Source organism: Aerosakkonema sp. BLCC-F183, assembly GCF_041929145.1.
In the GTDB taxonomy this organism is placed as follows: domain Bacteria; phylum Cyanobacteriota; class Cyanobacteriia; order Cyanobacteriales; family Aerosakkonemataceae; genus Aerosakkonema.
In genome coordinates, this window is record NZ_JBHFNU010000044.1 from 123985 (window position 1) to 150982 (window position 26998).

A 26998-nucleotide genomic window follows, 5' to 3' on the forward strand; every position below is an offset into this window, starting at 1 on the left:
ACTTTTCAACTATGTCCATCATAAAAAAACCGGATTTAACCGATCCGGTACTGCGTGAAAAACTGGCCAAGGGTATGGGTCATAACTACTATGGCGAACCTGCTTGGCCTAACGACCTGCTGTATGTTTTCCCCATTGTGATCATGGGAACGATCGCATTGTGTATCGGTCTCGCCGTTCTCGATCCGGCAATGGTGGGAGAACCAGCCGATCCGTTTGCAACGCCCTTGGAAATTCTCCCAGAATGGTACTTGTGGCCTGTTTTCCAAATCCTGCGTACAGTACCTAACAAACTGCTTGGTGTGCTGTTGATGACCGCTGTACCTCTGGGTCTGATTCTTGTTCCTTTCATTGAAAGCGTTAACAAGTTCCAAAACCCCTTCCGCCGTCCGCTAGCTACAACCGTGTTTTTGTTCGGAACTTTGGTAACTCTGTACTTGGGTATCGGTGCGACTTTCCCGATCGATAAGTCTATCACCTTGGGTCTGTTCTAAATTCACCCACAGCTTTTGATTTGACGCCTGTTGGCTTTCTTGGCAGTACATCTGTGTTGTTAAGAAAGGTCGGCAGGCGTCGATCGATTTGGGATTTGGGATTTGGGATTTGGGATTTTAGATTTCAATTGACAATTCATTTTACTCTTCTTCGCGCAAATCTCCCCTCAAGTTTTCGCCACCTTCATTAATCATTTGGGGAGCGAATCCTGGATTGCCAAGCAGTTCTTTTGGATTGTCCGGGATATTGCCTGTGCGGACAAGATCTCTGGGGTCTACGGTGTCTTCAGTACCTGTAGGTGGATTAACGTTATCTTTGTATGCAGGCTGTTTGGGCGCTTCTCCAGTCATAACTATTTTCTGGAATAACATATATCTCTCAGCCTAAAATTATTTATAGTAAGGCACACACTATCTGGAGGCAGATAAGAGTTAAAAAAATGCCAAAAAAGCAGAAATTTCCCTATCTGGTAGGATCGAAATGGACAGCCCAGCAGAAAATGTGGGGATGGAGACATTTTCAGGTTGTTAACCGCAAAAATCAAGGTCAGTGGGTGTTTGCGGAAATGGTGGCATCTTGCGACCCCAGCGTGCGTTTTTGGGTTAACGCTCAATCTCTCAAAGATCGATCGCTTTGGCAAGCAGGTTGGCAATCTCTCCAGGAAATGTCAGAAAATGAAATAAGTCTGTGGGATGAGGAAGTATCTCAAAAAGTGGGATTATCTCAGTAAAGGGTCTGACTAAAGGTGAAGAGAAAATCACAAGATGCAAGTTTGCTTTGGCAAAATATTTTCAATTTAAACTTAACTGCGATCGAGCTATGGAAACAAAAAAACTCGGAAATACTAATGTTACTATGAGTGCGATCGGCTTGGGTGGTATGCCGATGTCTGTAAGTGGCAGACCGCCGGAGTCGCAATCGATACAGGTGATTCATCGCGCTCTCGATTTGGGCGTTACTCTTATAGATACGGCGGATTCCTACTGTCAGGATGAGTCGGATAAACACCACAATGAACGACTTATTTACAAGGCGCTTCAACAATATAAAGGTGATACGAGTCAGGTTATTCTGGCTACTAAGGGTGGTTTGATGCGTCCTAAAGGTGCGTGGACGCGCAACGGTAATCCTGACCATTTAAGGAAAACTATCCGGGAAAGTTTTGCGGCTTTTGGTGGAGAGAAACCGATCGATCTCTGGCAGTATCATTCACCCGATCCGGATTATACGATCGAGTCAGCTTTAGCACCAGCAAAGGAAGCGGTAGAAGAGGGTTTAATTAAGTTTGTCGGTGTTTCCAATTTTTCTGTAGAACAGATTAAACGCGCTCGCGATGTGGTAGAAATTGTATCTGTCCAAAATCAGTACAATCCTTGGTATCGCCAGCCAGAGTTTGATGGGGTGCTGGAGTATTGCGAGAAGGAAGGATTGACTTTTTTGCCTTGGAGTCCGCTGGGTGGTAGCAATCGCGTCGGTCGCTTGAAAAATATGAAGCCAATTTCCCAGCTAGCTAAAGAAAAAAAGGTGTCGGTATACAATATTGTACTGGCATGGTTGATGGCAAAATCTCCCTGCGTTGTGCCTATTCCCGGTGCTAGTAAGGTTTCCAGCATTGAAGATTCCGTGCGTGCTGCTGAGGTGAAGCTGTCTGCTGATGAAGTGGCAAATATCGATCGCGCTACTGCATCTTGAAGTGAGCGATCGCATCATATTGTAGGGTGCGTTACGGCAAGCCTAACGCACCGATTAACTATTTGTTAAATTCCCAAAAACCTCTTGCCAAAATTTGCATATTGACATATCATTTAAGAATGGGAATCTGTGCGCTCATATATACTCGTTATAAAAAGTGTGAATATGAGCGATCGCACCTGGTAGATGGAACAGGTGTTGAAGCTACACTTGCTGATGTTAAAGCTGGTAGAATAAGAACTTCTGTAGGGGCGAAGCATTCGGGCGACAGTTTATTAAACCCAACCAAGATCTAACTATCCGAATGCTTCGCCCTCCCCCACAGATAACCTATATCTACAATATTGCGCCAAGACAGGGCGAAGCATTTGGATAAAAGTATTTTCGTTGAGTTGGAAAGGTTATCGCCCAAATGCTTCGCCCCTACCATGATTTATTTGTCTGACTCAAATCAGCAAATGGAAATTGTACTAAGACGATATCTCCTTTTTGGAGTGTCATTTGCATAGCTAATCTAATTCTCTCCATTCAGAGTCAGAAATTTCTGCACCGATCGAGATATTGCGTAAAACCCAGGAAATTTATTCCCTGGCGGGTGTAGGTGACTCTGATAAACCTAATTGCTGCTTTACCTCGGCTAACGATATTGAAGGTTTATCTGCATCTTCCAGCTTAGCATTTCGCAAATCGATCGCATCTTCCAAATCTTCCAACAATTCTTGCAATGCTTCAAATTCCTCGTAAGGGAGGACAACAAATTCTTTCTTGCCGTTTTTGCTTAAATACTCTGGGTGTAATTTGATCGTCATTCTATTCATCCTCCATCCTCTGAAACTGATATAATATTAGAAAAGACTTCCGGTAGCATAGCGGGGATACTTCCTAATCGAAAATCTTTAATATTGCGAGTAACGATATAATCTACTCCTACACCCGCCGCCGCCGCATAAGTGACCCCATCTTCAAAATCCTTAAAGCCACTGGAAAAAGCAGATCGAATTACTGCATCTGTTACGCCAGCAGTTACCATTTTAGACATCAAATTCATCAGCACTTCCTGACTTTTCTCGTTTCCCAAATGTCTTCTCAGTAAATAGAAGATATTTGTAATACTATGGGCGGCTATATATCCTTCTACTTTACCTTGTCCAACGACATCAAGCGCTAAAGCGGAAGCGGCGAAGAAAGGCTGTCTTTCTAATAAAACATCAAGCACGACATCGCTATCAAATAATACTCGTTTCACTGATATTTTTCCTCTAGATAGTCGATATATTCTTCCCGTAAAGCTTCATCATTTGGGATTTCTCCAGTTGATTTAATCACTCCCACTAAGCTTTGAGTCCATGTACTCAATTGCAAAGGTCGATCTGGTTCTGGTAGATGTTCAAAAAATTCTGCTACCGCTTCAGAAAGGGAAATATTACGCGATTTTGCCCAGTTTTTTGCTTTGGCAATTAGACTTTCGTCTAGGCGTAAGGTGAGTTTTGTTTGCATAGAATAATATTTGACGTATATTATATATAGTATAGTACGTCATAAATAGATATTTGTCTAAAATTTGGTGCAAGATTTGGGAAAAGAGATACTTTAACTACGCTGCCGAAATTGTGCGCGTACCACTCGCCACAGCATCAGCGATACAATCCAAACTAAGGCGAAGGGGAAAGCGAATAAACCTAAAATGAAGCATAAAGCTAATTGCCATTTTCCACGTTGGGCAAATTTAGCTATCAATTTCATCCAGTTGGGGTAAGGTATAGCTTCAAGGGGTAGCCCAAGTTCTTGTAATATTAGATTTGCTTGATATGCAGCAGCATAACCTTCCTTAAATTTGCCAATTTGATAATATGATGTAGATAAATTTTGCAGGGAATTAGCTTCACCTCTTTTATCGCCTATTTTTCTTTTTATTTCTAGAGATTGCTGATAGAAACGAATCGCTTCCTGATATTGTCCTAGAGAATCGTAAACAAGTCCCAAACCACCAAGGGATATACATTCACCTCTCTTATCGCCTATTTCTCTTGCTATTCCTAGAGATTGCTGATAGAAACGAATCGCTTCCTGATATTGTTCTAGCGAATGGTAAGCAAGTCCTAAACCACCAAGGGATCTACTTTCACCGCTCTTATCGCCTATTTCTCTAGCTATTTCTAGAGATTGCTGATAGAAACGAATCGCTTCCTGATATTGTTTTAACGAATTATAAGCATTACCTAAATTACCAAGGGAACGACCTTCCACATAACGAGCGCCTATTTTTGTAGCTATGTCTAGAGATTGCTGATAGAAAGGTATTGCTTCCTGATATTGTCCTAGACAATTGTAAGCAACGCCCAAATTACCAAGGGATATACATTCACCTCTCTTATTGCCTATTTCTCTAGCTATTTCTAGAGATTGCTGATGGAAACGAATCGCTTCCTGATATTGTCCTAGAGAATCGTAAGCAGTGCCCAAATTATTAAGGGAACTACCTTCAACATAATGATCGCCTATTTCTGTAGCTATTTCTAGAGATTGCTGATGACAGCGAATCGCTTCCTGATATTGTCCTAGAGAATTGTAAGCATTGCCCAAATGATCAAGGGATCTCCCTTCAATATAACGGTCGCCTATTTCTGTAGCTATTTCTAGAGATTGCTGATAGAAACGAATCGCTTCCTGATATTGTCCTAGAGATTGGTAAGCATTGGCTAAATTACTAAGGGACATACCTTCACCAAAACGATCACCTATTTCTGTAGCTATTTCTAGAGATTGCTGATAGAAATGAATCGCTTCCTGATATTGTCCTAGAGAATGGTAAGCATTGCCCAAACCACCAAGGGAATTACCTTCACCAGAACGATGGCCTATTTCTCTAGCTATTTCTACAGATTGCTGATGGAAACGAATCGCTTCCTGATATTGTCCTAGAGATCTGTAAGCAATGCCCAAAGATGTAAGTGCAGCAATAAATTGCCACTGTTTAAAATCATCTTTCGATTCCTGAAAATTAACTAACCGCAAATAGAGTTCAACCCGCGTTTTGTTGTAACCGCGCAAATTTAAAAACTTATCTACACAGTAATCATCAGGATTATCATCGCGAATAGTGTAAAAAGCTTCCCCATATCTTTGCAACTGACAAAGATGATAAAAAATTTCCAAATAAGCCCTTACATCCTCAAGCGTTTCCCAAGGCTTCGGTTTCACCTGCGACTTATAATGATCGATCGCTTTTTCATGTGCAGCACTTAAATCCGTTCCTTGCTTTTGCAAATATTCCTGCACCAACGGCTGAAATTTGTAGTAGTCTTTAACTTCAGTTTCCAGCAACAAAGAACGGTTGTATAATTCCCGCAATGCCTTCACCGTTGCCAGTTTATCGACAACTTGACCCTCATTCTTAGCAGAAAAAGCTTCCGAATTACTCCCCTCACCTTGCAGGAGAGGGGTAGGGGGAGAGGTCAACATCCTCCCCGCCGCCCGAAAATCAAACGGTTGGCGATAAACACTCAAATTAACGAAAAAATTCTGCTGTTCCTGACTCAATCGTTGCAAATGCTGTTCCAAAATCCACTCTAACCGCGCATCCTCCTTATCCCGATGCACACCTTCCGCCTGATGGTATACCAAATCAAACTGCTGTAATCCCAATTCCGCCACACCACTTAGCTGAGAATAGCAGTATTGCCGTAAAAAACCAGCCACTAGCTGCAACGTCAGGGGGTGTCCATCCACACTCGCCGCAAAAGCTGCCAATTCCTCAACTGTTCCCTGAATCTCTAACTTTTGCAACAAATCTGCGCCATCGCTGGGAGTCATCCCCGCCAAAGGATACCAATTCTTTTCTGCTTGCAACAGTTTCGGCTGTTCCTGGGTAGTCAGCAACAGGGTACTGGTGTCTCCCTGCTGCAACCAGCGACTAAACAATTGCTGGTAAGCTGAATCTGGGAACTCTCGCGCCTCATTTAGCAGCGTTTCCAAATTATCAATTACCAGCAAACACCGTTGCTGACGCAGACATTTGAGCAAATCGTTAATCAGTTGGGTGGTGTCGCCTGTCTGGGTAACGCTTCCCCCCAAAGCTGGTATCGTCTTTTCGGCAAATGCAGCAAAATCGGGCTTTTGGCTGACATCCGCCCAGTATTTGGCTGCAAAGCTGGAGTTTTGGTAGAGATACGCCGCTAGGGAAGATTTGCCGATTCCTCCCAAACCTTGTATCCCAATTGTTTTAATATTGGGATTTGCCAACCATTTTTGCAGTTCTTCAATTTCCTCTTTTCGCCCCACCCAATCTTTCAGACTCGGCGGCGTGTCGATGAGGTTAACGGAAGCGGGTGACGACTTCAGTCAGTGGTCGGGCGGAGGATTGTAATTTATATTGATTTGGTGATTACCACCCTGAAAAACGGGCGCTTTATTATCGGAAGCATCATAACTATCATTAGATAAATGGGCTTGTCCCCCATAAACATTTTGAACATACTTCCCTTCCACATTGCCAACGTTGATTTGTTGATGAATTTCTTGTGCAAGTGTCTGAACTTCTTGGGCAAACTGGGGGTCATTAACCATAGCCGATTCTAGAAAACCAGCAATCTGCTGTAAATCTGCCGGGGAAGGATTGGGCTTCTTCTCCACTTCTGCTAAAACTGCTTCAGCGTTAGGGTTTCCCCTCAGCTTGTGCCAAATCTTATCGCGTAAAGGTTTCAGCTTTTCTACACCAGCTTCGATACCTTTACCTACCGCAGTTTCCACCAATTTGCCAAAAGCGATTTCTGCAATCTTTACTGCTGCCAGTTCAAGTGCCATAAGTTAGAGATAGAGGAGGGTATCATATCATTTTTACTCGATCGCCATCTCGTCCGCCAACGTCGATCGCACCCCAAATCAGCCACAAGCTACAAACCAAATCCCAACTGTTAGTTAAAATTTTCTAGGTAGCAGGCATTTCGTCCAGACTGCCAAACCTAGAACAAAGATGACCGAATCGCCTAATTCTCGTCAAAACAGCCCAACTCAGCCAGATTTGCCTACAGAAAGTCCAGACGGTGCTACTGACAATGGCACTTTTGCCGATCGACCTCGCGCTAGCGAATATTCAGCATCGGCGGGGACGAACGAATCGGATCGGCTACTATCTAGCCTTGCACGAAAAGAGATTACCATCCAACAAAATGCCGCAGCTGCCGTTGCGCCAAATCGATCGGCATCTTGGGTTATTGTATGTGCGACAGCCCTAATGTTTGTGGGCATAATCCTCAATAACTTCTGGATCGGGATATCCGGATCGATCGTCGCCTTACTGCTATCTCTGCGTCTAGTTTGGCCGCTCCTACAATCGTGGTTAAATGATTTACAGCCCCACGAGCGATCGCAACTCTTAGGCATTATTGGCTTTTTAGCTGCCTTATTAGGCTTATTTAAGTTTATCGGCGTTTATAATGCGATCGGCTATTGGCTGGAACGGATTAAATGGGATGAATTCGGTTCTTGGGCAGAATGGACTGGTGCTGTAGGGCAAATTATGATCGCCGTTCTCGCTGTTTATATCGCTTGGCGTCAATATGTCATCTCCAAAGACTTGACCATTCAACAAAATATCATCACCCAACAACAAACGATCGATGCTTACTTTCAAGGCGTCTCTGAGCTAGCATTAGATGATGAAGGAATGCTAGAAGATTGGCCTCAAGAACGAGTCTTTGCAGAAGGACGCACAGCAGCTATTCTTACCAGTATCGATGCACAAGGTAAAGCGAAAGTCCTCAGATTTTTGTCTCAATCCAGGTTACTCAGTCCCCTCAAGCGCGATCAACATTTAGGACGACCCATTCTTAATGGTTTTGGCGGTTATGAAGAAGACCGCGAATATGGTGTGCGCGTCATCGATCTCGGTGTTATGTTAGCAGGAGCAAATATTTCCTGTACCGATTTGCGTTGGGTAGAACTCAGTGAAGCCAATCTCGTCAGAGCGGATCTCAGCGGCTGCGATTTGGCACACGCTAACCTTTCTCGTACTATTTTATATGAAGCCAATCTAGTCGGTGCAGATCTCAAAGGAACCCGATTATTTTACGGTGCTGCGAAAACCGCCAGCCCCCGCAGTCGCACCGTATTTCCCGACTACGAAACTGGCGCTCACACAGGTGCTGTAGTGGAAAATGCCGATTTTACAGATGTTCAGCGCTTATCGGAAGAACAGCGCTATTACTGTTGCGCTTGGGGTGGCGAAAAAACTAGATCTACTATTCCCGGCGGTTGTGTTGGTATCCCCAACAAATTAGGGCATTAGTGATTTTAGACTTTGGGTTTTGGATTTTGGATTGAAAAATCAAATTTGATTCTTTCGGGTTTATGGTGGAAAATGTTTGTTTTTATTACATATTTGTGCGAGCTTGGTGGGTTACGGCACGGGAAGTTAATTATTGGTTGAAAGTGCTGAAATTATCGCCCGTGCCTAACCCACCCTACGATTAGATAAGTTTTGCGGTTGCAACGGTATTCCCAACAAATTAGGACATTAGTGATTTTAGATTTTGGATTGAAAAATCAAATTTGGTGCTTTCGGGTTTATGGTGGAAAATGTTTGTTTCTATTACAGATGTGTGCGATGATGGTGGGTTACGGCACGGGAATTTAATTATTGGTTGAAAGTGGTGAAATTATCGCCCGTGCCTAACCCACCCTACGCTTAGATCGGCTTTTACGATCACCACAAAAACTAAATCCAAGAGGGAAACCACATTCTAATTTTAAAAGCTTGCGGCGATAATGGCAATCCTAAATAAACTGGCAGCCAGAAGGCAAAAGCGAGCAAAATCAAAAAGATAGCTGTAACTCCCATCATCCGCAGTCGAGGTTTTGGACTGTGCAGCCACCGTTCTACCAGCCACGCCAAACCCAAAAAGGTAAAGATTGTCGCACCCATATATAAATAGATAAAAGTGCAGCGCGTCACTTTTATCCAAGGCAAAAAGTTAGCGGCATAATTTAACACTACATAAAGCAATATCCACAATTCTTTTTGCTGAGGAAAGTAAACTTGGTTTGGTTCGCCATTTCCAGATATATTAGCCCAAACCCAGACGCGCTTGCCTAGCTCTGCTACTAACACCAAAATTGCGATCGCACCTAACCACCACAAAGCTGGATTTCCCATCGCATGAACATCGTAAATCGCTTTTTCTGCACCCGCAGGCAATGGCGGTAAGGATGGAATCGGTTCGCTTTTGCTAGTAGCAGTTTCGTAAAAATATACGATCGGACGCAGCATCAAAGGCCAAGTGTACCATCTAGAGCAATAAGGATGAACTTTTGGGCCACTTTGCATCCGTTCGTGGAATCCTAACATTTGTTGATGCAATTCCCAAAATCCGGTCTTGGCGTTTATTTGTAAGTGAGGAATCCAAATTAAGTAGTAAACTATAGCTGGAATTACGCCCAAATAAAAGACAATTTGAAATATATTAATCCGCGTCAGATTTTGCAAAGGTGACTGACTATCTGTGACTCTGCCCCACTCTACTTCTCTGCCTCTGCCCCTCTGTCCCTCTGCTCTTGCTCCCCTACCCGTGGACGGGGAGGGGTTGGGGGTGGGGTTGCCCCTCTGCGCCCATCGCATTACCCAAGCACATATCCAAATCAGATAAATCCCCAATAAAAATGCCAAACCATTCCATTTAACTCCAGCGGACGCTCCGAAACAAATACCCGATGCAGTCAGCAAAACCCAACGCGAAAAAGCCTTTTGTTGCAGCGCCAACAGAAAAAATAATTGACCCAAAATGCCAAAGAAAACTAAGTAAATGTTAATCAGAGCATAACGGGATTCAACCAAAAGTAAACCATCGCAAGTTGTAAATAAAGCTGCAATTAAGGCATAACTGGGTCGGCGGCTCAACTGATAAGCGATCGCGCCTACAATTAATGGTAGTAAAGAACCTACCAGTGCGTTCATCCATCGATAACTCAGGGGAGAAAGCTGGACACCGACATAGTTATTGACGGTATCTTGTCCAAAATGAAAATAATTGCCGATCGATATAGCGATGGCAATCATATACTTACCCAAAGGGGGATGGGCATCAAACAAAGGTGTGTTGGTTAAGTAGTTATAGGCATATTTGACATAATAAACTTCATCAAATACCAGAGAATTAAATCGGCTCAATCCCCAAAAGTGCAAAGCCAATGACAGCAGAAATACAATTGCGATCGCCATCTTAAACCTGGGAACAAGCTTTTTAATCAATGTCATAAAATTTCAATTGTTTGTCCCGTTTCAGCCGAACGGCGGGCAGCATCGGCCACTTTGAGCGCATACAAGCTAGCATCTGGCGTCACGTACAACGGTTTCCCTTCTAGCAAGCGGTCTAACACCATAGCAGTTTCTTTGGCAAATAAACCACGTCGGCTGCCTACTTCAATAGGTGTCGTTTCTTCTCCCCTCACCAGTTGACCATTGTCGCCATCAAAAATAAGACTGCCTTGCTCGCCATGTACCTCAAAGGGACGTGCTGCCTGCCAAAAAATTTCCCCTTTGCCATAGGTTACCTCAGCTATCAACCCACTGGTAAAACGCAATTGGGCAGTGCAAAGACAAGCGGTGTAAAATTCCGATTCCTTACCCCAAAACCGACTTTGGCAGCTGACGGTGGCGACTGTGCCAAACAAATCTGTCAATCGGTGGATGCGGGAAAGAGCAGCACTAAAGGGAAATCCAAATAACGCTGAGTTGTAAGTCCACCTGCGGGGCGCGGGTCTTTTCGGATCGATCGTACTGTAGCGGGCATAAAATGTCGTGCCAATTTCCGGTAAGTGTTGCTTGAGGGCTTGGTGCAATCCGCCCAGCAGTTCGATATGCTCGACGTGCAGGAGTTTGCCTTTCCTTTGGGCTAAAGCAATCAATTCTGCTGCTTCTGTTGGGTTTAAAGAAAGCGGGTATTCTACTACAACGTGCTTACCTGCGTCAAGGGCTGCACGAGCGATCGCACCATGTTCGCTATTAATAGAAGAAATAATAATCAAATCCAGATCCCGACGTTCCAGCAGCTGTTGCCAGTCCAAAAAAACTTCAACTTGGTAAGTTTCACCGAACGCCTGGGTCTTTTCTGGCGTATGACCGGCCACAGCTACCAGATGGCTGCGGGGGTCAGATTGCAAAGTTTCGGCCCGCAGCTTCGCGGCATAACCCGTACCGACCAGCCCCACCTTTATAGGTATCGTGAGAAAAAAATACACAGGAGAACTCATCGTCATATCTACCAAAGTAATTTTAGGGGTTAAGGCGTCGGGGCGTCGGGGCGTCGGGAAGAGGGGAGAGGGAGGAATTTTGACTTTTGACTTTTGACTTTTGACTTTTGGCTCCCCCACACCCCTCCCTCCGATACCAAGCTTGTGACTTTCCGCAATAAGTATAAGCAATCAAGATTAAATTAGGAAATTTAATTACGAATCCCATTGTCAGAAACTGGTAATCGAGTATCAAAAATCCGAACTTTTCCCGTAATATCAAAAAGTGAACCAATCCCGAACGCAGATCTGCCTAAAACGGAAGTTGGCTGGGCTGCTTAAGGAAAACTTATATAGCCGTTTAGAATACTTGAGAGGACAGCTACATGGCAAAGACATACAGGGTTACGTTAATCAACGAAGCCGAAGGCTTGAACAGCACCATTGACGTCAAAGAGGACGAATATATTCTTGACGCGGCTGAAGAACAAGGACTTGACCTACCCTACTCTTGCCGCGCAGGTGCTTGCTCCACTTGCGCCGGCAAAATTAAAGACGGTACTGTTGACCAAAGCGACCAGTCTTTCTTGGATGACGATCAGATTGAAGCTGGGTACGTGCTGACCTGCGTAGCTTACCCCACATCTAACTGCACAATCCTCACTCACCAAGAAGAAGAACTGTACTAGAGGCGCTGGCCAACTAGCCAAGCAGGAATCAGAAAAATTCACAAGGGAAAGGGAAAGCAAAAATTTTCCCTTTCCTTCTTTTTATGATTTTGGTGAAATCATCGCCCCACACTGCAAGAGTTGGTTTCTGACGCCTAGAGCGCCAGTCCACTAGAATAAATTGACAAAAACAATGAAATATGTATTGTGTAGGGGCGAAGCAAGAGGGCGACAATCGATCGCCAGAAGCAACAATTTTTATGTCCTCTTGCTTCGCCCAGCCGAGGTTTATATACAAATACACATCTTATTTCTTTTGTCAACCTTTTTTACTGGACTGACGCTCTAGTTCACTGTTCCTTCCAAAAGGAGATCGAATCGTTGAGCGGTTGGATTTGAGTGCCGGGATAATAAAAATTGAGAATTTGCTCGCTCGACCAACCCAGGTTGGCCAACTGGAGGGCACCATTTTGACTTAAACCAACCCCGTGTCCGAAGCCGCCGCCGACAAAGGCGTAGCCCCATAGGGTTTGTTTATCTTTTTTGACAGGCTCCAGATAAAACAGAGTGCTGATGGGAGCCATAAACGCACTGCGAACTTCTTCCTTGTGGAGTTCGATCGCACCCTTGTTAGTCTGGATGACCATTGTCAGGATGCGTCCGCTTGCCGATCTCTGTGTCACCTCCATAGACTGAATAGTTTGGAAGTTAGCCTGCGGATGTTTTTTGTCCTTGAGAAATTTCTGCAACTGCTGTGTCAAGTCTGGAAGGCTGGTTTCTTTGCGCCAGCGAAACAAACTCTTGCCTTCTTCGTTGAAGCCTTTCTGCAAATTGATGAACTGTCGCAAATTTTGCTCGTTTGCCAAGCTGTTGCTGCCTAAATCCCAAATATTGCTGACAGCATCGACGATCGGACGCAGATAAGGTCGATCTGGCCCATTCCAAACATCCCTAAAAGAGGCACTCACTCCCCCATTGGTGGAAGAATAAACCGCATCGATCAACTCGTTTTTGTACACGATCGCTAAGCCTTTTGTAGCTGCGATCGCTTTATCTGTGGTCGGAAAAGCACCGCTGAGTCCGTAATAAACTTGGCAGTGAATATCCGCAGACAGTTCGTAGCCATCGATTGCAAAACGGCGTAAGTTCCGTAGCGCATAAGTCCTAGCCAAAATTGTCTGCGCTTCCAGAGCTGCATTAGGTGCCAAGGCTCCAATTTCATTGGGTACTACACCCCGCAAATATGTTTCCAGGGGTACTTGGTTGACTAAGGTGTATGTACCGTAAGCGTTAGGCTGGATTTTAAGAGGGCCGACAAATATCCGTCCGATTTTGTCGTTTTTGCCTTGAAACACCTGAATCATATTTTTTTCAGATGTAATCTCGATCTTTTTGCGGTTGTAGCGCAAGCCATCCATCACCCAAGATGGTTTTGGCTCCTCCTTCATTATTTGCGTATCCAGATGAGCCGTTCTGACACCCTCGGTTTGCAAACTCTCCACCAGCAATCGTCGCAGCAAAGGAGTCTTGTACACATCCCGTTTGGCCCAAACTTGCCACCTTCTGGGTTGAGCGATTTCGACTTCAATTCCTTTGGCACGCCACTGTAGGGCACTATCTTCTGCTGTCTCGAAGTTTGGGTGGGTACTGAGGACAACTCGCTCTTCTACTTCTGGCTGCGGTAGCGGTTGCATCTGTATTTGTAGCTTGATGCTATCTACCGAAACGGTTTGCGGCTCCATATTGCCAGCTAAAAACTGCAATGTCAGCCGATCGCCCGCTGTCGCCTTCAAAGTCAGCTCGTCATCCGGTTTGGCACCAAATCTCTGCACAATGCCAACCTTGAGTTCTACATCAGAGCCTACAGCCGAAGCTCGTATATCTGCCGTGAGTCCGACTAAACAAAACACGGTGACTGCTGTACGCCACCAGTAAGCTAGCCATCGACCGTCGCGGGTTTGAGTAACGGTGAAAATCTGTCTGAGGATACAAGTAGTTTTCTGCATGAGCTGCCTTGCGATAGATCATTTGCGATCGACCATAGCTTTATGCTTTCTATCGATCTAAACAGGGGTTAGGGGTTAGGGCTAGGGCTAGGGCTAGGGCGTCGGGCGTCGGGGCTAGGGAAGAGGGAAGAGGGAAAATATTAATTCTTCTGCTCCCCCGCTCCCCTGCGACCCCGCCCCCCCGCTCCCCCACTCCCTTTGCCCCCGCTCCTCCTCAAAAGCTGTCAGACTTTTGAGAAGTTTAACTTACTCAAAAGTCGAACTGAATGTTGACAGTTGCAAAACAAACTCATAACGAGTATGATTAAGGAGTGAAAAGTCAAAAATAAAAGTAGTAATACACCCGATGGTAAGAATACAGGAAATTCCGCTACGGCAGATTCATCGTCCCCTGATCCGACAGACCGATCCTCAGAAAGTCGAAGCACTAATGGAATCAATTCGAGAAATCGGTCAACAAGAACCGATCGAAGTTCTGGAAGTAGATGGACAGTATTATGGGTTCTCTGGTTGCCACCGATTCGAGGCTTGCCAGCGCCTGGGTCAGGAGAGCATCCGTTGCAGAGTCCGCAGGGCCACCCGCTCGGTTTTACAAATGCACTTAGCTTAAAGTAAGGGCTAGGAGCTAGGGTCTAGGGGCTATAAACTGCGGATTTTTCCTAGAAACCAGGTTTATAGCCCACAAAAACCCATCAAAATCAATTTGTGGGCTACTAGCTCCTTGACGATCGCTTCTCGTAGAAAACATATAAAAGTAGAGCTAAAGCTGCCAAAATTTCAACGCTAACTCAGGAGAATTCTGCAATGCAACTTCAAGACAAAACCATGCCAGTAGATATCGGGATTGAGGAACAAGCTCGCCAAGAAATTGCTCAAGGACTGTCTCGCTTGCTAGCGGATACCTACTCGCTCTATCTGAAAACCCACTACTTCCACTGGAACGTCACCGGTCCGATGTTTCATTCCCTGCACCTGATGTTTGAGGGACAGTATACCGAACTGGCTGCTGCTGTTGATGTCATTGCCGAGCGGATCAGGGCGCTGGGCGTGTTCGCCCCAGGTTCTTACAGCCAATTTAGCGAATTAGGCTCGATTCCAGAAACGCGGGATGTCCCCAGTGCTGAGGAAATGGTACGCTTGCTTGTGGAAGGCAATGAAGCTGTAGCAAAAACTGCTCGCTCAGTTTTCCCTCCCGCACAAAATGGTGATGACCAATCGACTCTCGATATGCTCACCGAACGCCTCCGAGTTCACGAAAAGACCGCTTGGATGCTGCGGAGTATCCTTAACAAACAGTAAGGACTGGATTTTTAGTGGCGCGAAGCGGTAGGCTGTTAATGTTTGACGCGCCGCATCAACAGCAATGAACCTGTCTCCGCTTCCAGACTACACCCACCAACTGCAAGATTTAATGCAGCGGGTGGGTGTATTGAGTTTTAAAGCTCTCAGCCGTTCGGCTGGGGTATCGGAACGTCAGCTAATGCGACTGCGGCGAGGACAAATAATGCAGATGCAGGTGGAAAATCTGGTCAAACTCGGTCAAGTTTTGCAAGTGTCGCTAGAAGAGTTATTGGCAACTTTTTCCGATCGTCAGATCGGTCGGACAGAAAAAGCAGGGGAAGTATCACCAGCGCTACAGCAGGAGTACCAACGATTGCAAGCGCAGATGCAGTCACAGCGACAGTCGTTGATGCAGGAATTTCAGCTTACCAGTTTGCAAGTGTTGGAATCTTGGCTGATACAATGGCCAACAGCTGCCTATGCCGCCGGACAAAATCCTCAGCTGCCGGCAGTGAAATTGTTGCCTCTGCTGCGACCTGTAGAACAACTGGTGCAACAATGGGGGGTGGAAGCGATCGCACCCGTAGGCACAGAATTGCCTTACGACCCGCAGCAGCACCAGTTGATGGAACTGACGGCACAACCGGGCGATCGCGTTAAGGTGCGCTACACTGGCTATCGGCAGGGCGATCGGCTCCTCTACCGCGCCAAAGTCAGCCCTGTATTGCCAATTTGATCGAAACAACAAAGCGCTGCTCTATGCTAAAGTCAGATGCGTAGAGTTTAATCCTTAATGCTGATATATTTAAATTCAGCCAAAATAATCACAAAAATAAACGAGCTAGGTTATTTAATATGGCCGATGCTTTGGAGAGCTAAATCTTGACAAACTGATTTTTCACAATCATGGACTCTGTTGTTAAAGTTGTTCAACCCGCCGGTATCTTAGATAGTTCTAAAGGTTCTCTATTTCGCCAGGAAATTAACTCTTTGGTGGAAAATGGAGCCACTATTGTGTTAGTCGATTTCCAGGAAGTCACCTTTATGGATAGTTCTGGACTGGGTTCTTTGGTATTAGCCCTCAAAACAGTTCGCGCTGCTGGGGGTAAGCTTTTTATCTGTTCGATTAACGAGCAAGTCAAAATGTTGTTTGAACTCACTAGCATGGATCGGGTGTTCCAAATATTTGCCAATAGAGATGAATTCAATGGCAAATTGGACTCGCTTAAGTAGAAGGCGATCGTTCGTGAATTATTGTAAAAATAGTCAAGCATATACACAGAGATATGCTTATTTTTTACTTTGAGTCCGTTAAGCCTTGGTGCATTTACCAATGTTAATCAAAATTAATCTCTAAGATAGACACATCATCTTCAAAAGATTCTTTCCAGTTGAGAGCGCGAACTTCTGCTAAAATCCGGTCTAAGTTGGATTTTTCGGTGTGAGAACAGCTTTTGACAATATTTATAAAAGCATCCAGACCCCATATCGAACCGTCGGGTTGCTGAAGTTCGTAAATGCCATCGCTGAAAATGTAAAGCGTACTAAACGGCTCAATTTCACAAAAATTATTGGTAAATAGGACATCCTCGAACATCCCAACAGGCATACCTGGAGTTTTTAGGCGTTGACTTAATGTCCGTTTTGGGGATAACAAAATCGCTGGGGGATGTCCGGCGCTGGCGTAAGTCAGTAGGCGCTTGGCTCGATTGTAGACACCGTACCAAATGGTGAAGTATTTATCATTTTGGGCGGTCATCTGAAAAGTATGATTTAAAGCGCTGAGAACGTCGCTGGGTTGATAATAATTAAGATTGGGAATGGCACGCGATCGCAACAGGTGCATGACCGAAATGGCAGGGAGTGTGGCTTTCAAGCCGTGTCCGGCTGTATCCATCAGGTAAATGGCCAAATTCTCGCGATCGAGCCAGAAATAATCATAGCCATCGCCTCCCAGACGACTGGAAGGTATATACTGACCTTGGATAGAGAGCGGCTTGGTTAAAGGTTCTGGCAGAAGACTCCGCACGTATTCAGCCGCCTCAGCCAATTCTGCGGCTAGTATCTGCTTTTGGGTTTGCAATTCGTGGTTGAGTTGGTACAACCGCAATCCCGATCGCACTCGCGCTGTCAACTCGTGGATCTCGATCGGCTTGGATATAAAATCATTCGCGCCAGCATCTAGCCCTTTGACCCGATCTTCCACCGAGTCCAACGATGTCAGTAAAATGAAAAAAGTGCTGGATAAGCTTGGATCTGCCTTGACCCGACGACAGACCTCTATGCCGTTCATCCGGGGCATCATCCAATCGCAAACAATTAGCGCCGGATGTAACTGCTGCGCCTGTGCTAAGCCTTGTTGGCCATCGCTTGCTACCGTTACCTCATAACCCTGTTTTTTCAGCAGCCTTGTCAGCACCAGCTGTATAGCAGGATCGTCATCGACAACCAGAATTTGATACATGGACTAAAAAGGATACCATTCCTATAATATTGAAGCATCCCTAAAAAGATAACGAAAAATTATACTGGCTCAAGTTGGTTTTAGGCTAAAACATTAGCACAAACGCGATACGTAAGCAGTAAATTTATAGTAAATTTAAGAATTACCTCTGAGTTGCGCTTTTCTTGAATCATAGGTTTTGTCAAATTGCCACCATCTCAAAAAAGCCATTTACAACTTCCCACAGATCTCAAGGCTTTACCTCAAATGCTTTCGTGGTTTGAACAGTTGCATCAGCCCCAAATCGCGAGAAAGTTATGGTTGCGATTCCAACTGGCGCTAGCCGAAGCTTTTACCAATGCGGTTCGTCACGCCCATAAAAATAAATCCCCAGAAGTTCCTATTGATATTGAAGTGACGATATTTGAAGATTCGATAGAGATTCGAGTTTGGGATTGGGGCCCACCCTTCGATCTTCGCAAGAAGCTGAGTGAGATGCTTAGCAATGAGGAAAACGACTCCGGGGGAGGGCGAGGTTTGCAACTGATGGAGAGTATAACAGACCATTTGAGTTATACTCGCACGGAAGACGATCGCAATTGTCTGTTAATGGTGAAACATTACGGGGGCGACAGCGGATTGAGCCAGCGCAGTATTACCGATTTTAACTGATTGAATTCCCGAAATATTTCTTGCTTGACCCATTGACCGATCGCATCGAAAGGGCTAAAATCTTTTCCACTTTGCCATCGGAGATCTTGACCTAAAGGTGTAAGATGATTTCCGGGTAAGGTTAAAGCGGAAATCATATCGGGATAGCGGTTTTGCAGCAACTCGGTGAGGGGGGTTGTTTGGTCGATCGTATCGTTGTTAAATTTAACGAGGAGATTGCGCCGGACTTGGTAGCCTCGATAGATAATTTGCTTGGTTTCTTTTGGGGAAGGTGTAAATTCGATATTGAGGGCGGGATTGAAGTTGAACTGCTGCACAAAAGGGATAGCTTCGCTGGCGGTGTAGTTATTGAAAGAAATGAGGATATTGCCAGCGCGATCGACTGGAAAAAGGCTACCGATAAGTAAGTGTAATTTGCAACCCATGCTGTGTCCGATCCCGTAGATGGGGAGATATCGGCTTTTCAGTTTGTTTGTGGTTCGCAATTCGTCGAGAGTGCGATCGAATTTATACAGTACATCTTTGGCGATCGCACTATGATCGAGGGTATTCACAAAGGGAGTAGCAATAACTGCGTATCCCTGGCTTCCCAGGTGTTCTAATAATAACCGATAAGTTACTTGCGGTGCGGCGGCGACGAAAGCACCGCCGAGGAAATGCACTATTGCCTTGGATTGCGGGGGGATGTACACCCAGTTACCGGAAACTTCCTGCCAGTTCATACCGAGAAAAGGTAGTTCACACCTTTTCATGTTAATGCTTGTTGGGTGGGTTGACCTCACCCCCCTACCCCCCCTCTCCTCTGGAGGAGAGGGGGGAAAGGAGGAGACGGATTTGAATGCAGCGATCGTCAAAACCGATCGCATCGTAGGATGGGTTAGGTACGGCAATCAATTCACTGCTTGCAACGAAAAATTAACGAACTGTGCCGTAACCCACCATCAACCTCATTGGTAAAATTTATGAACCGATAAACTATTAGTAAATAGAGGTGACAATGACACGGATTACATTAGCAGAAGCGCAACTTCGTTTACCTGAAATTATTGCAAATCTACAACCTGGTGAAGAAGTGGAGATTCTCTCCGGCGATCGTACTGTCGCCAAACTGGTTGGGGAACTTCAACCACCCCGCCAACCCCGCCAACCTCGCCGACCCGGTAGTGCGATCGGAACTCTAACCATCATATCCGAAGACGAAACTTACTTAGAAGACTTTCAATATTATATGCCATAAACGCTATCATTTAATACAGCTTGGTTTAACTTCAGGAGTTGCAAGTTGCCGACGCGAAGACAGTCAGATACAGCAATATTTCTTTGCCAGTTGCTTTCCAATTTGTACCAGCAAATACAAATTTTTCGTTACGATCGCAACTTAAAAACAATATACATCCAGGCTGGAAGCAGAGATGAGATTGCGGTGATAATAGATGAAGAAGGAAGTTGGGAGTTTGTGTTATGACACCGAATTTGCCTCAAATGTCGAATGCTGAGTTAAAACAGTATCTTTCGCAACATAGAAATGATGAAGAAGCTTTCCGCGCCGCGTTGGAAGTATTAATGAGTCGTCGCAATCCCGCTAATCTTCAACCTTATCCTTTCGATCTGGCGAATCCAGAAAGCGAAGTTGAAGCTATTCTGAGAGAAAAGCTACATAAAAGTGAATAGCAGTAGGCTCTGTGGGAGTATAAAGGTACGTTGTTAAGCTTTAGCGCTAAAGCCCAACAACGTATCTTAATTTAATCTGTCAGGTGATAAAGCCTACACTCTAGGTAAGTTTGGCTGGGGATGGTAAAATTGCTACAAGCGCTGAAGGAGTGATGAAACTTGAAACGGCTAGTTAAATTTGACTTGGGTAACGGCGAGACTATCATGGTAGAAGTGGATGAGCCTGATACTGGTGGCCCGAAACCTGTAGCCCGAAATTTGGTAGAAGATGCCAAAAAATCTTTTGATGAAGCACTAGATAAGATTAAGCCGATCGCTACTAAAGTAATTAGTAAAGTGCGCGACATCAGCGACTCACCCGACGAAGTGGAAGTTAAATTTGGCTTGAAAATGAGTGTAGAATCTGGTGTAATTATGACTTCGGTTGGTGGTGAAGCTAACTATGAAATTACCCTGAAATGGAAGAAGCAAAATCCCTAGATGAGTAAGCAGCTTGAATCTTCAGTTGCACGCATTTGGACGGCAGATGGTCAAACAATTGTCGGGACGGGTTTTTTGATGGCGGAAAAATACGTGCTGACGTGCGCCCATGTGGTTGCACAAGCACTTGGTTTAGATATTTATACAATTGAAAAGCCGCCAGATGAGTTACTGCTAGATTTCCCATTTCTCGATACTCAAAACCAGATTACTGCCCGTGTTTTGGTGTGGAAACCTCGCGAATTTGCGGAGACTAATGCAGGTGATGATATTGCTATTTTGGAACTGGACGCTATTCCACCAGCGAGTATCCAAGCTTGTCGATTAATTCAAACGGCAAATCTTTCCGGTCATCGCTACAAAGCTTATGGCTTTCCCACTAATTACAATAGCGGCGTTTGGTCGGAAGGGAAAGTGGGAGATCGACTCCCGAACGGACGATGGCAAATTGCGGACGACAAACAACCGGGAATCGAGATTAGAGGCGGTTTCAGCGGTGGGCCAATCTGGGATGAGAAAGCTGGCGGCATCATCGGGATGACGGTGGAAGAAGCAGAAGCGAAAGTTGCTTTTATGATTCCCACTGAGGTACTGGTAAAAGCATGGCCGATGTTGGCAGAATGGGTTGTGCCTTGGCCTTTCATGGTAGAAGATTTGCCAGCTGATTTTGTACCCCGTCCCCAGGAATTTGAGGAGATTATTAAATTATTGTTTGAAAAGCAGGGTCAGTCTGTTGCTATTACCGCCGCATTACGGGGGGCGGGTGGCTATGGGAAAACTACTCTCGCCAAAGCAATTTGTTACGATAAGCGCATTTGGCAGACTTTCAGCGATGGCATTTTGTGGGTGACGCTGGGGGAAACGGGGAATGTTTTGCCGGGACTGACAAAAGTTTATCGGGAATTAACGGACAGGGAAATTAATTTTATTGATATAGAAGAAGCGGCTAGAGAATTAGCGAAAGAATTAAATGATAAATGCTGTTTGCTGGTAATTGATGATGTTTGGAACGAAGCACATTTGCGACAATTTTTACGCGGGGGTGAAAACTGCGTTCGATTAATTACTACTCGCAATAGCGATACTTTGCCAATTGATACCCGGAAAGTAGATGTAGATGCGATGCGGCAGAATGAAGCTGTCGCACTTCTGGGTTACTGTTTGCCTGATGAGAATGGGGAAGAGTTTCGCCAACTGGCAGCGCGTTTGGGAGAATGGCCTTTATTGCTAAAGTTGTGCAATGGGGTATTGCGAAATCGGGTAAAGGAACAAAAGCAAACTTTATCGGCGGCGCTGGCATATTTAAAGAAAGCGCTGGATAAAAAAGGCGTGACTGCTTTCGATGCGCGGAATGCTGAGGAACGCTACCAGGCTGTTAGGAAAACTTTGGAAGTAAGCTTACAGCAGTTAACTGACGATGAACGTTGCCGTTATGGAGAATTGGCGATTTTTCCTGAAGATGTGGATATTCCTCTAGCGGTGTTGGAAAAACTTTGGGCGGCGACGGGTGAATTGGATGATTTTGATACGGAAGAATTATGTGAAAAGCTCAAGCGGTTGTCGTTGTTGTTGAATTTTGATTTAAATCAAAAATATATCCGGCTGCATGATGTGGTACGGCAATATTTGATTTCGGAAAATAGAGATAATTTAGCTACGCTACATGGTGAATTTTTGGATGCCCGCCTGGGGTTCAAACCCCAGGCTAATAGCGAAAGTCCGTTAAAACGGACTGAAGATTTTAGCTACCAGATCTGGGTTGATTTACCTGTTGAAGAAACTTATCTTTGGCGGTATTTGGCTTATCATTTTCACGAAGCGGGTAGAGATGAAGAACTGAAAGCGCTGCTATTGAATTTTGATTGGTTGCAAGCGAAATTAAATGCAACTAATGTTAGTTATTTGATTGCGGATTACGATTTTTTGCTGGAGGATGCCAACCTGAAGCTAGTACAAGGGGCAATTCGACTTTCGGCACATATTTTGGAGAAGGATAAGACGCAATTGGTAGGTCAATTGTGGGGGCGATTGCTGTCTTTTGATGTGTCAGAAATTCGGAAAATGCTGGAAGTGGCAAAGCAGAGGCAAACTACACCTTGGTTGCGTCTGCTGACAGCTAGCTTAACACCGCCAGGGGGTGCTTTGCTGCGTACTCTCACCGGACATACCCACAGGGTATATGCAGTAGCGATCGCACCCGATGGCAAATTGGCGGTTTCTGCTTCTGGGGATAAAACCCTGAAAGTTTGGGATTTGGCAAGTGGAAAAGAACTCAATACTCTGGGCGGACATACCAACTTGGTAAAAGCAGTAGCGATCGCACCCAATAGCAAATTCGCTGTTTCTGCTTCAGTGGATAAAACCCTGAAAGTTTGGGATTTGGCAAGTGGAAATGTACTCAAAACTCTCAGCGGACACACCGACTCGGTAAATGGAGTAGCGATCGCACCCGATGGCAAATTCGCTGTTTCTGTTTCAGTGGATAAAACCCTGAAAGTTTGGGATTTGGCAAGTGGAAATGTACTCAAAACTCTCAGCGGACATACCGACTCGGTAAATGCAGTGGCGATCGCACCCGGTGGCAAATTCGCTGTTTCTGCTTCATCCAATGACACCCTGAAAGTTTGGGATTTAGCAACTGGTAATCAACTCAAAACTCTCAGCGGACATACCGACTTGGTATATGCAGTAGCGATCGCACCCGACGGCAAATTCGCTGTTTCTGCTTCAATGGATACCACCCTGAAAGTTTGGGATTTGGCAACTGGTGAGGAACGCAAAACTCTTACAGGACATACCGACTCGGTAAATGCAGTGGCGATCGCACCTAACGGCAAATTCGCCGTTTCTGCTTCAATGGATACCACCCTGAAAGTTTGGGATTTGACAAGTGGAAATGTACTCAATACTCTCACCGGACATACCGAATGGGTACATACAGTGGCGATCGCACCCGACGGCAAATTCGCCGTTTCTGCTTCGGGGGATAGCACCCTGAAAGTTTGGGATTTGTCATCTGGTAATCAACTCAAAACACACATCGGACATACCAACAGGGTAAATGCAGTGGCGATCGCACCCGATGGCAAATTCGCCGTTTCTGCTTCATGGGATCACACCGTGAAAATTTGGGATTTGTCATCTGGTGAGGAACGCAAAACTCTTAGCGAACATACCTTACCAGTAACAGCAGTAGCGATCGCACCCGATGGCAAATTCGCCGTTTCTGCTTCATGGGATCACACCCTGAAAGTTTGGGATTTGTCATCTGGTGAGGAACGCAAAACTCTTACCGGACATACCAACTGGGTAAATGCAGTGGCGATCGCACCTAACGGCAAATTCGCCGTTTCTGCTTCGGGGGATAGCACCCTGAAAGTTTGGGATTTGTCATCTGGTGAGGAACGCAAAACTCTTACCGGACATACCGACTTGGTATGGGGAGTGGCGATCGCACCTAACGGCAAATTCGCTGTTTCTGCTTCTGACGATAACACCCTGAAAGTTTGGGATTTGTCATCTGGTGAGGAACGCAAAACTCTTACCGGACATACCAACTGGGTAAGAGCAGTGGCGATCGCACCCGATGGCAAATTCGCTGTTTCTGCTTCTGACGATAACACCCTGAAAATTTGGGATTTGGCAAGTGGAAAAGATATTGCCACTTTCGCAGGAGATAGTGTTTTAGATTGCTGTGCGATCGCGCCGGATGGGGTGACAATTGTGGCGGGTGAGGAGTCGGGTAGGGTGCATTTCCTGCGTTTGGAGGGATTGCCACAACCAAAATTTTAAACACAGAAACATCTATATAATATCGGAGTTAATATGAGCGATTTTAAAACCAAATTAGCCAGTATATCCCCAGATCAGCAGGGAGAATTTCTCGCCAAACTACCTGCTGCTTTAGCTGCCAAATCCCAAAGCGAACAACTGCTAAAATTATTAATTGATTTCGATTTTATCAAAGCGAAAATTTCCGCTTTCCCACCGCAGCAGCTAATTGACGATTACAAATTTGCTTTGCATCCGAATTTTCCCCTTGACGCAGACCAAAAGCATTGTTTGCGCTTAATTCAAGCAGCGATTCGCCTATCAGCACATATCATAAATGAAGATAAAACGCAACTACCAGCGCAATTATTAGGGCGTTTGCAATCTTTTCCAGTTCCAGAAATTCAGGCGATGTTGGAAGTAGCAAAACATGAGTGCGATTCGCCTTGGTTGCGTCCTTTAACTGCTAGCTTAGTGTCTCCCGGCGGTGTGTTGCTACGCACGTTTACAGGTCATATCAGCGCGGTAAATGCAGTTGCAATTACACCTGATGGTAGGCGATTTGTTTCCGGTTCTTCTGATAGAACGCTGAAAGTTTGGGATTTGCAAACAGAACAGGAAGTTTTTACTCTCAGCGGTCATGTTAATTCGGTAGAATCGATCGCCATTACCCCAGATGGCAAAAAAGTAATCTCCGGTTCTTGGGACAGCACTCTCAAAGTTTGGGATTTGCAAACAGGTGAAGAACTCTTCACTTTAAACGATGATACTGGTGGTATACAATTTATTTCCATTACGCCAAATGGTAAACGGGTAATTTCTGGTTCTTGGGGCAAAATTCGCAAAGTCTGGAATTTAGAAACTGGAGAGGAAGTTTTTACCTTTGCAGTTTCTACGGGGATGAAAAATGAAGCGATCGCCTTCACCCCAGATAGCAAGCACTTAATTTTTGGTACAGATGAAAAAAACATCAAAATTTGCGATTTAGAAACCGGAGAAGAACTGCTATCTTTTGGAGACGATCGCGGTTTTAGGGCGGTAGCAGCAATCTCCAACAATCGCGTCATCTCTGTTTCGTGGAACAACACGAGAATCTGGGATTTGGAAACAGGAAAAGCCCTAGTTACGCACGCAACTCATAGGGATTGGATCGCCGCTGTAACATTTACACCAAATGGCAAAAAAATTATTTCTGGCCCTTATGAAGGTCTTGGTAAAAGCAGTTTCAAAGTCTGGGATATACAGACAGGTGAGGAACTGTTTAGGCTGACGGGCTACACTCAATATACGAATCATCCTTTATATTTGGTCGTAGTTACGCCAGATAGTAAGAAGGCGATCGCCAATGCTACAGAACGAACTCTCAAAGTTTGGGATTTGGAAACAGGACAAGAGTTAATTAATTTAATCGGTCATACTGATAGTATAAGTTCTGCCGCCTTACACCCCAATAGTAAGCTAGTAATTTCTGCGTCTAGGGACAATACTCTCAAACTTTGGAATTTAGAACCGAAAGAACAACTTTCTATCCCCGCTATTTATAGTAGCCCGGTAACAATGCTGGTAATTACACCTGATGGAAAACGGGTAATTTCTGGCTTAAGAGACAACACTATCAAAGTCTGGGATTTGTCCACGAAACAGGAAATTTCTACATTCACTCGTCATAAAAACAAGTTTGTGAATGCTATGGCGATCGCACCAGATGGCAAACAAATAATTTCCGGTTCAGCTAATAAAAATTTTAAACTATGGAAAATCGAAACAGGCGAAGAACTCCTTTCTTTTGTTGCTAATTCCATTTGGTTAGATCCAGTCACATTCACACCCGATGGTAACCGGATAATTTATGGATCGCATGGCGATATCAAAATCTGGGATTTGCGAACAGGAAAACAGATTTTTACTCTCAGCGGTCATATGACTGCGGTGACTGCTATTGCAATTACCCCAGATGGAAAGCGGATGGTTTCTGCTTCCGGTAGCAGTCCTTATGTTGGCCCAGAAGATTGTTTAGATGGAGATAATCACACTCTAAAAGTTTGGGATTTGGAAAGCAGAAAAGAATTATTTACTTTCACTGGCGACCCCAGAAAAGTTAATGCTGTGGCAATTACACCCGATGGGAAGCGGGTTATTTACGGAACAGACCACCAAAATAATATCAATCTCAAAATTTGGAATCTAGAAACCAGAAAACCACCGATTTCTTTAAGCGGTCATTCCAAAAAAGTAAACGATCTGGCAATTTCACCCAATGGCAATTTCATGGTTTCTGTTGCCGATGACACCACGCTTAAAGTGTGGAATTTGTCAAGTCTGGAAGTTATTGCCACTTTCACCGCAGAAGATGGTCTAGAATCTTGTGCTGTTGCACCCGATGGCGTGACAATTGTCGCGGGAGAGCGATCGGGAAGGCTGCATTTCCTGCGTTTGGAGGGTTTGACACAACCAGAATTTTAAACACAGAAACATCTATATAATATCGGAGTTAATATGAGCGATTTTAAAACAGGATTAACCAGTATGTCGCCTGAACAGCAGGCAGAATTTATCGCCAAACTACCTGCTGCTTTAGCTGCCAAATTACAAAA

29 protein-coding genes are annotated in these 26998 nt (G+C 44.9%); 18 read left to right on the forward strand and 11 right to left on the reverse strand.

Annotation, left to right across the window (positions count from 1 at the left end; translation table 11 throughout):
• The first annotated feature begins 11 nt into the window (after positions 1–11).
• Positions 12–494: a cytochrome b6-f complex subunit IV gene (gene petD, locus ACE1CD_RS11930; protein ID WP_374796027.1), complete on the forward strand. Its 483-nt coding sequence runs from the start codon at positions 12–14 to the stop codon at positions 492–494.
• Positions 495–635: 141 nt separating this feature from the next.
• On the opposite strand, the gene ACE1CD_RS11935 is transcribed toward petD, so the two are convergent.
• Positions 636–845 (reverse strand): hypothetical protein, encoded by a 210-nt coding sequence (locus tag ACE1CD_RS11935; protein WP_374824218.1) that lies wholly within the window; start codon positions 843–845, stop codon positions 636–638.
• Positions 846–934: 89 nt separating this feature from the next.
• On the opposite strand from ACE1CD_RS11935, the gene ACE1CD_RS11940 reads away from it, so the two are divergent.
• Both ACE1CD_RS11940 and ACE1CD_RS11945 read left to right on the forward strand, forming a co-directional pair.
• Entirely contained in the window at positions 935–1225 is a 291-nt protein-coding gene (locus tag ACE1CD_RS11940; protein ID WP_374796029.1) for a TIGR02450 family Trp-rich protein, read from the forward strand.
• A gap of 89 nt (positions 1226–1314) precedes the next feature.
• Entirely contained in the window at positions 1315–2187 is an 873-nt protein-coding gene (locus ACE1CD_RS11945) for an aldo/keto reductase (protein ID WP_374824221.1), read from the forward strand.
• Between the two features lie 581 nt (positions 2188–2768).
• On the opposite strand, the gene ACE1CD_RS11950 is transcribed toward ACE1CD_RS11945, so the two are convergent.
• From ACE1CD_RS11950 to ACE1CD_RS11970, 5 genes are all read right to left on the reverse strand, one after another.
• A complete protein-coding gene (locus tag ACE1CD_RS11950; protein WP_374824224.1) occupies positions 2769–2996 on the reverse strand; it encodes a type II toxin-antitoxin system prevent-host-death family antitoxin in 228 nt (75 codons plus the stop codon).
• A 5-nt stretch (positions 2997–3001) separates the two neighbouring features.
• Complete coding sequence (locus tag ACE1CD_RS11955) at positions 3002–3433, reverse strand: PIN domain-containing protein (RefSeq protein WP_374824227.1); 432 nt, start codon at positions 3431–3433, stop codon at positions 3002–3004.
• Positions 3430–3684, reverse strand: coding sequence for a DUF6364 family protein (locus ACE1CD_RS11960; RefSeq protein WP_374824230.1), 255 nt, complete (start codon positions 3682–3684; stop codon positions 3430–3432). The genes ACE1CD_RS11955 and ACE1CD_RS11960 overlap by 4 nt, the downstream gene beginning before the upstream one ends.
• Positions 3685–3777: 93 nt before the next feature.
• Positions 3778–6468 carry a tetratricopeptide repeat protein gene (locus ACE1CD_RS11965; protein WP_374824233.1) on the reverse strand — a complete coding sequence of 897 codons (2691 nt, stop codon included), beginning with the start codon at positions 6466–6468 and terminating at the stop codon, positions 3778–3780.
• 60 nt (positions 6469–6528) lie between these two features.
• Positions 6529–6990, reverse strand: coding sequence for a hypothetical protein (locus ACE1CD_RS11970; RefSeq protein WP_374824236.1), 462 nt, complete (start codon positions 6988–6990; stop codon positions 6529–6531).
• 169 nt (positions 6991–7159) lie between these two features.
• On the opposite strand from ACE1CD_RS11970, the gene ACE1CD_RS11975 reads away from it, so the two are divergent.
• Positions 7160–8473 carry a pentapeptide repeat-containing protein gene (locus tag ACE1CD_RS11975; protein WP_374796039.1) on the forward strand — a complete coding sequence of 438 codons (1314 nt, stop codon included), beginning with the start codon at positions 7160–7162 and terminating at the stop codon, positions 8471–8473.
• A 62-nt stretch (positions 8474–8535) separates the two neighbouring features.
• The gene (locus ACE1CD_RS11980; RefSeq protein ID WP_374796040.1) at positions 8536–8658 is read left to right on the forward strand and encodes a hypothetical protein; all 123 of its coding nucleotides are present in this window, start codon (positions 8536–8538) and stop codon (positions 8656–8658) included.
• 244 nt (positions 8659–8902) lie between these two features.
• Here ACE1CD_RS11980 and ACE1CD_RS11985 read toward each other — a convergent pair whose 3' ends face one another.
• Both ACE1CD_RS11985 and ACE1CD_RS11990 read right to left on the reverse strand, forming a co-directional pair.
• On the reverse strand, positions 8903–10438 hold the full coding sequence (locus tag ACE1CD_RS11985; RefSeq protein ID WP_374824239.1) for a dolichyl-phosphate-mannose--protein mannosyltransferase: 1536 nt from the start codon (positions 10436–10438) through the stop codon (positions 8903–8905).
• On the reverse strand, positions 10435–11433 hold the full coding sequence (locus tag ACE1CD_RS11990; protein WP_374824433.1) for a Gfo/Idh/MocA family protein: 999 nt from the start codon (positions 11431–11433) through the stop codon (positions 10435–10437). The genes ACE1CD_RS11985 and ACE1CD_RS11990 overlap by 4 nt, the downstream gene beginning before the upstream one ends.
• 365 nt (positions 11434–11798) lie before the next feature.
• Here ACE1CD_RS11990 and ACE1CD_RS11995 point away from each other — a divergent pair, with 365 nt between their 5' ends.
• Positions 11799–12101, forward strand: coding sequence for a ferredoxin (locus ACE1CD_RS11995; protein WP_374824242.1), 303 nt, complete (start codon positions 11799–11801; stop codon positions 12099–12101).
• Positions 12102–12430: 329 nt separating this feature from the next.
• On the opposite strand, the gene ACE1CD_RS12000 is transcribed toward ACE1CD_RS11995, so the two are convergent.
• Positions 12431–14086 (reverse strand): SpoIID/LytB domain-containing protein, encoded by a 1656-nt coding sequence (locus ACE1CD_RS12000; protein ID WP_374824245.1) that lies wholly within the window; start codon positions 14084–14086, stop codon positions 12431–12433.
• 346 nt (positions 14087–14432) lie between these two features.
• Here ACE1CD_RS12000 and ACE1CD_RS12005 point away from each other — a divergent pair, with 346 nt between their 5' ends.
• From ACE1CD_RS12005 to ACE1CD_RS12020, 4 genes are all read left to right on the forward strand, one after another.
• Entirely contained in the window at positions 14433–14696 is a 264-nt protein-coding gene (locus ACE1CD_RS12005; RefSeq protein WP_190475653.1) for a sulfiredoxin, read from the forward strand.
• A 215-nt stretch (positions 14697–14911) separates the two neighbouring features.
• Positions 14912–15385 carry a Dps family protein gene (locus ACE1CD_RS12010; RefSeq protein WP_374796242.1) on the forward strand — a complete coding sequence of 158 codons (474 nt, stop codon included), beginning with the start codon at positions 14912–14914 and terminating at the stop codon, positions 15383–15385.
• Positions 15386–15449: 64 nt separating this feature from the next.
• A complete protein-coding gene (locus ACE1CD_RS12015) occupies positions 15450–16103 on the forward strand; it encodes a helix-turn-helix domain-containing protein (RefSeq protein WP_374824248.1) in 654 nt (217 codons plus the stop codon).
• 170 nt (positions 16104–16273) lie between these two features.
• Positions 16274–16600 (forward strand): STAS domain-containing protein, encoded by a 327-nt coding sequence (locus ACE1CD_RS12020; RefSeq protein ID WP_374796239.1) that lies wholly within the window; start codon positions 16274–16276, stop codon positions 16598–16600.
• 103 nt (positions 16601–16703) lie between these two features.
• Here the strand turns inward: ACE1CD_RS12020 and ACE1CD_RS12025 are convergent, their stop codons facing one another.
• Positions 16704–17831 carry a PP2C family protein-serine/threonine phosphatase gene (locus tag ACE1CD_RS12025; protein WP_374824251.1) on the reverse strand — a complete coding sequence of 376 codons (1128 nt, stop codon included), beginning with the start codon at positions 17829–17831 and terminating at the stop codon, positions 16704–16706.
• A gap of 186 nt (positions 17832–18017) precedes the next feature.
• Between ACE1CD_RS12025 and ACE1CD_RS12030 the strand changes: the two genes are divergently transcribed.
• Complete coding sequence (locus ACE1CD_RS12030) at positions 18018–18482, forward strand: ATP-binding protein (protein WP_374824254.1); 465 nt, start codon at positions 18018–18020, stop codon at positions 18480–18482.
• Here the strand turns inward: ACE1CD_RS12030 and ACE1CD_RS12035 are convergent.
• On the reverse strand, positions 18431–19204 hold the full coding sequence (locus ACE1CD_RS12035; RefSeq protein ID WP_374824436.1) for a DUF1350 family protein: 774 nt from the start codon (positions 19202–19204) through the stop codon (positions 18431–18433). The genes ACE1CD_RS12030 and ACE1CD_RS12035 overlap by 52 nt on opposite strands.
• 28 nt (positions 19205–19232) lie before the next feature.
• On the opposite strand from ACE1CD_RS12035, the gene ACE1CD_RS12040 reads away from it, so the two are divergent.
• The 7 genes from ACE1CD_RS12040 to ACE1CD_RS12070 all read left to right on the forward strand — a co-directional run bounded on the left by ACE1CD_RS12040 (position 19233) and on the right by ACE1CD_RS12070 (position 26867).
• Positions 19233–19439, forward strand: a complete 207-nt coding sequence (locus ACE1CD_RS12040) for a hypothetical protein (protein ID WP_374824257.1) — start codon at positions 19233–19235, stop codon at positions 19437–19439.
• Between the two features lie 40 nt (positions 19440–19479).
• Complete coding sequence (locus ACE1CD_RS12045) at positions 19480–19719, forward strand: type II toxin-antitoxin system Phd/YefM family antitoxin (protein ID WP_374824260.1); 240 nt, start codon at positions 19480–19482, stop codon at positions 19717–19719.
• 45 nt (positions 19720–19764) lie between these two features.
• On the forward strand, positions 19765–19947 hold the full coding sequence (locus tag ACE1CD_RS12050; protein ID WP_374824262.1) for a hypothetical protein: 183 nt from the start codon (positions 19765–19767) through the stop codon (positions 19945–19947).
• On the forward strand, positions 19944–20153 hold the full coding sequence (locus tag ACE1CD_RS12055) for a hypothetical protein (RefSeq protein ID WP_374824265.1): 210 nt from the start codon (positions 19944–19946) through the stop codon (positions 20151–20153). The genes ACE1CD_RS12050 and ACE1CD_RS12055 overlap by 4 nt, the downstream gene beginning before the upstream one ends.
• A gap of 159 nt (positions 20154–20312) precedes the next feature.
• Entirely contained in the window at positions 20313–20633 is a 321-nt protein-coding gene (locus tag ACE1CD_RS12060; RefSeq protein ID WP_374824268.1) for a CU044_2847 family protein, read from the forward strand.
• Positions 20634–24425 carry an NB-ARC domain-containing protein gene (locus ACE1CD_RS12065; RefSeq protein WP_374824271.1) on the forward strand — a complete coding sequence of 1264 codons (3792 nt, stop codon included), beginning with the start codon at positions 20634–20636 and terminating at the stop codon, positions 24423–24425.
• Between the two features lie 33 nt (positions 24426–24458).
• Positions 24459–26867, forward strand: coding sequence for a WD40 repeat domain-containing protein (locus ACE1CD_RS12070; protein ID WP_374824274.1), 2409 nt, complete (start codon positions 24459–24461; stop codon positions 26865–26867).
• Positions 26868–26998 lie beyond the last annotated feature (131 nt).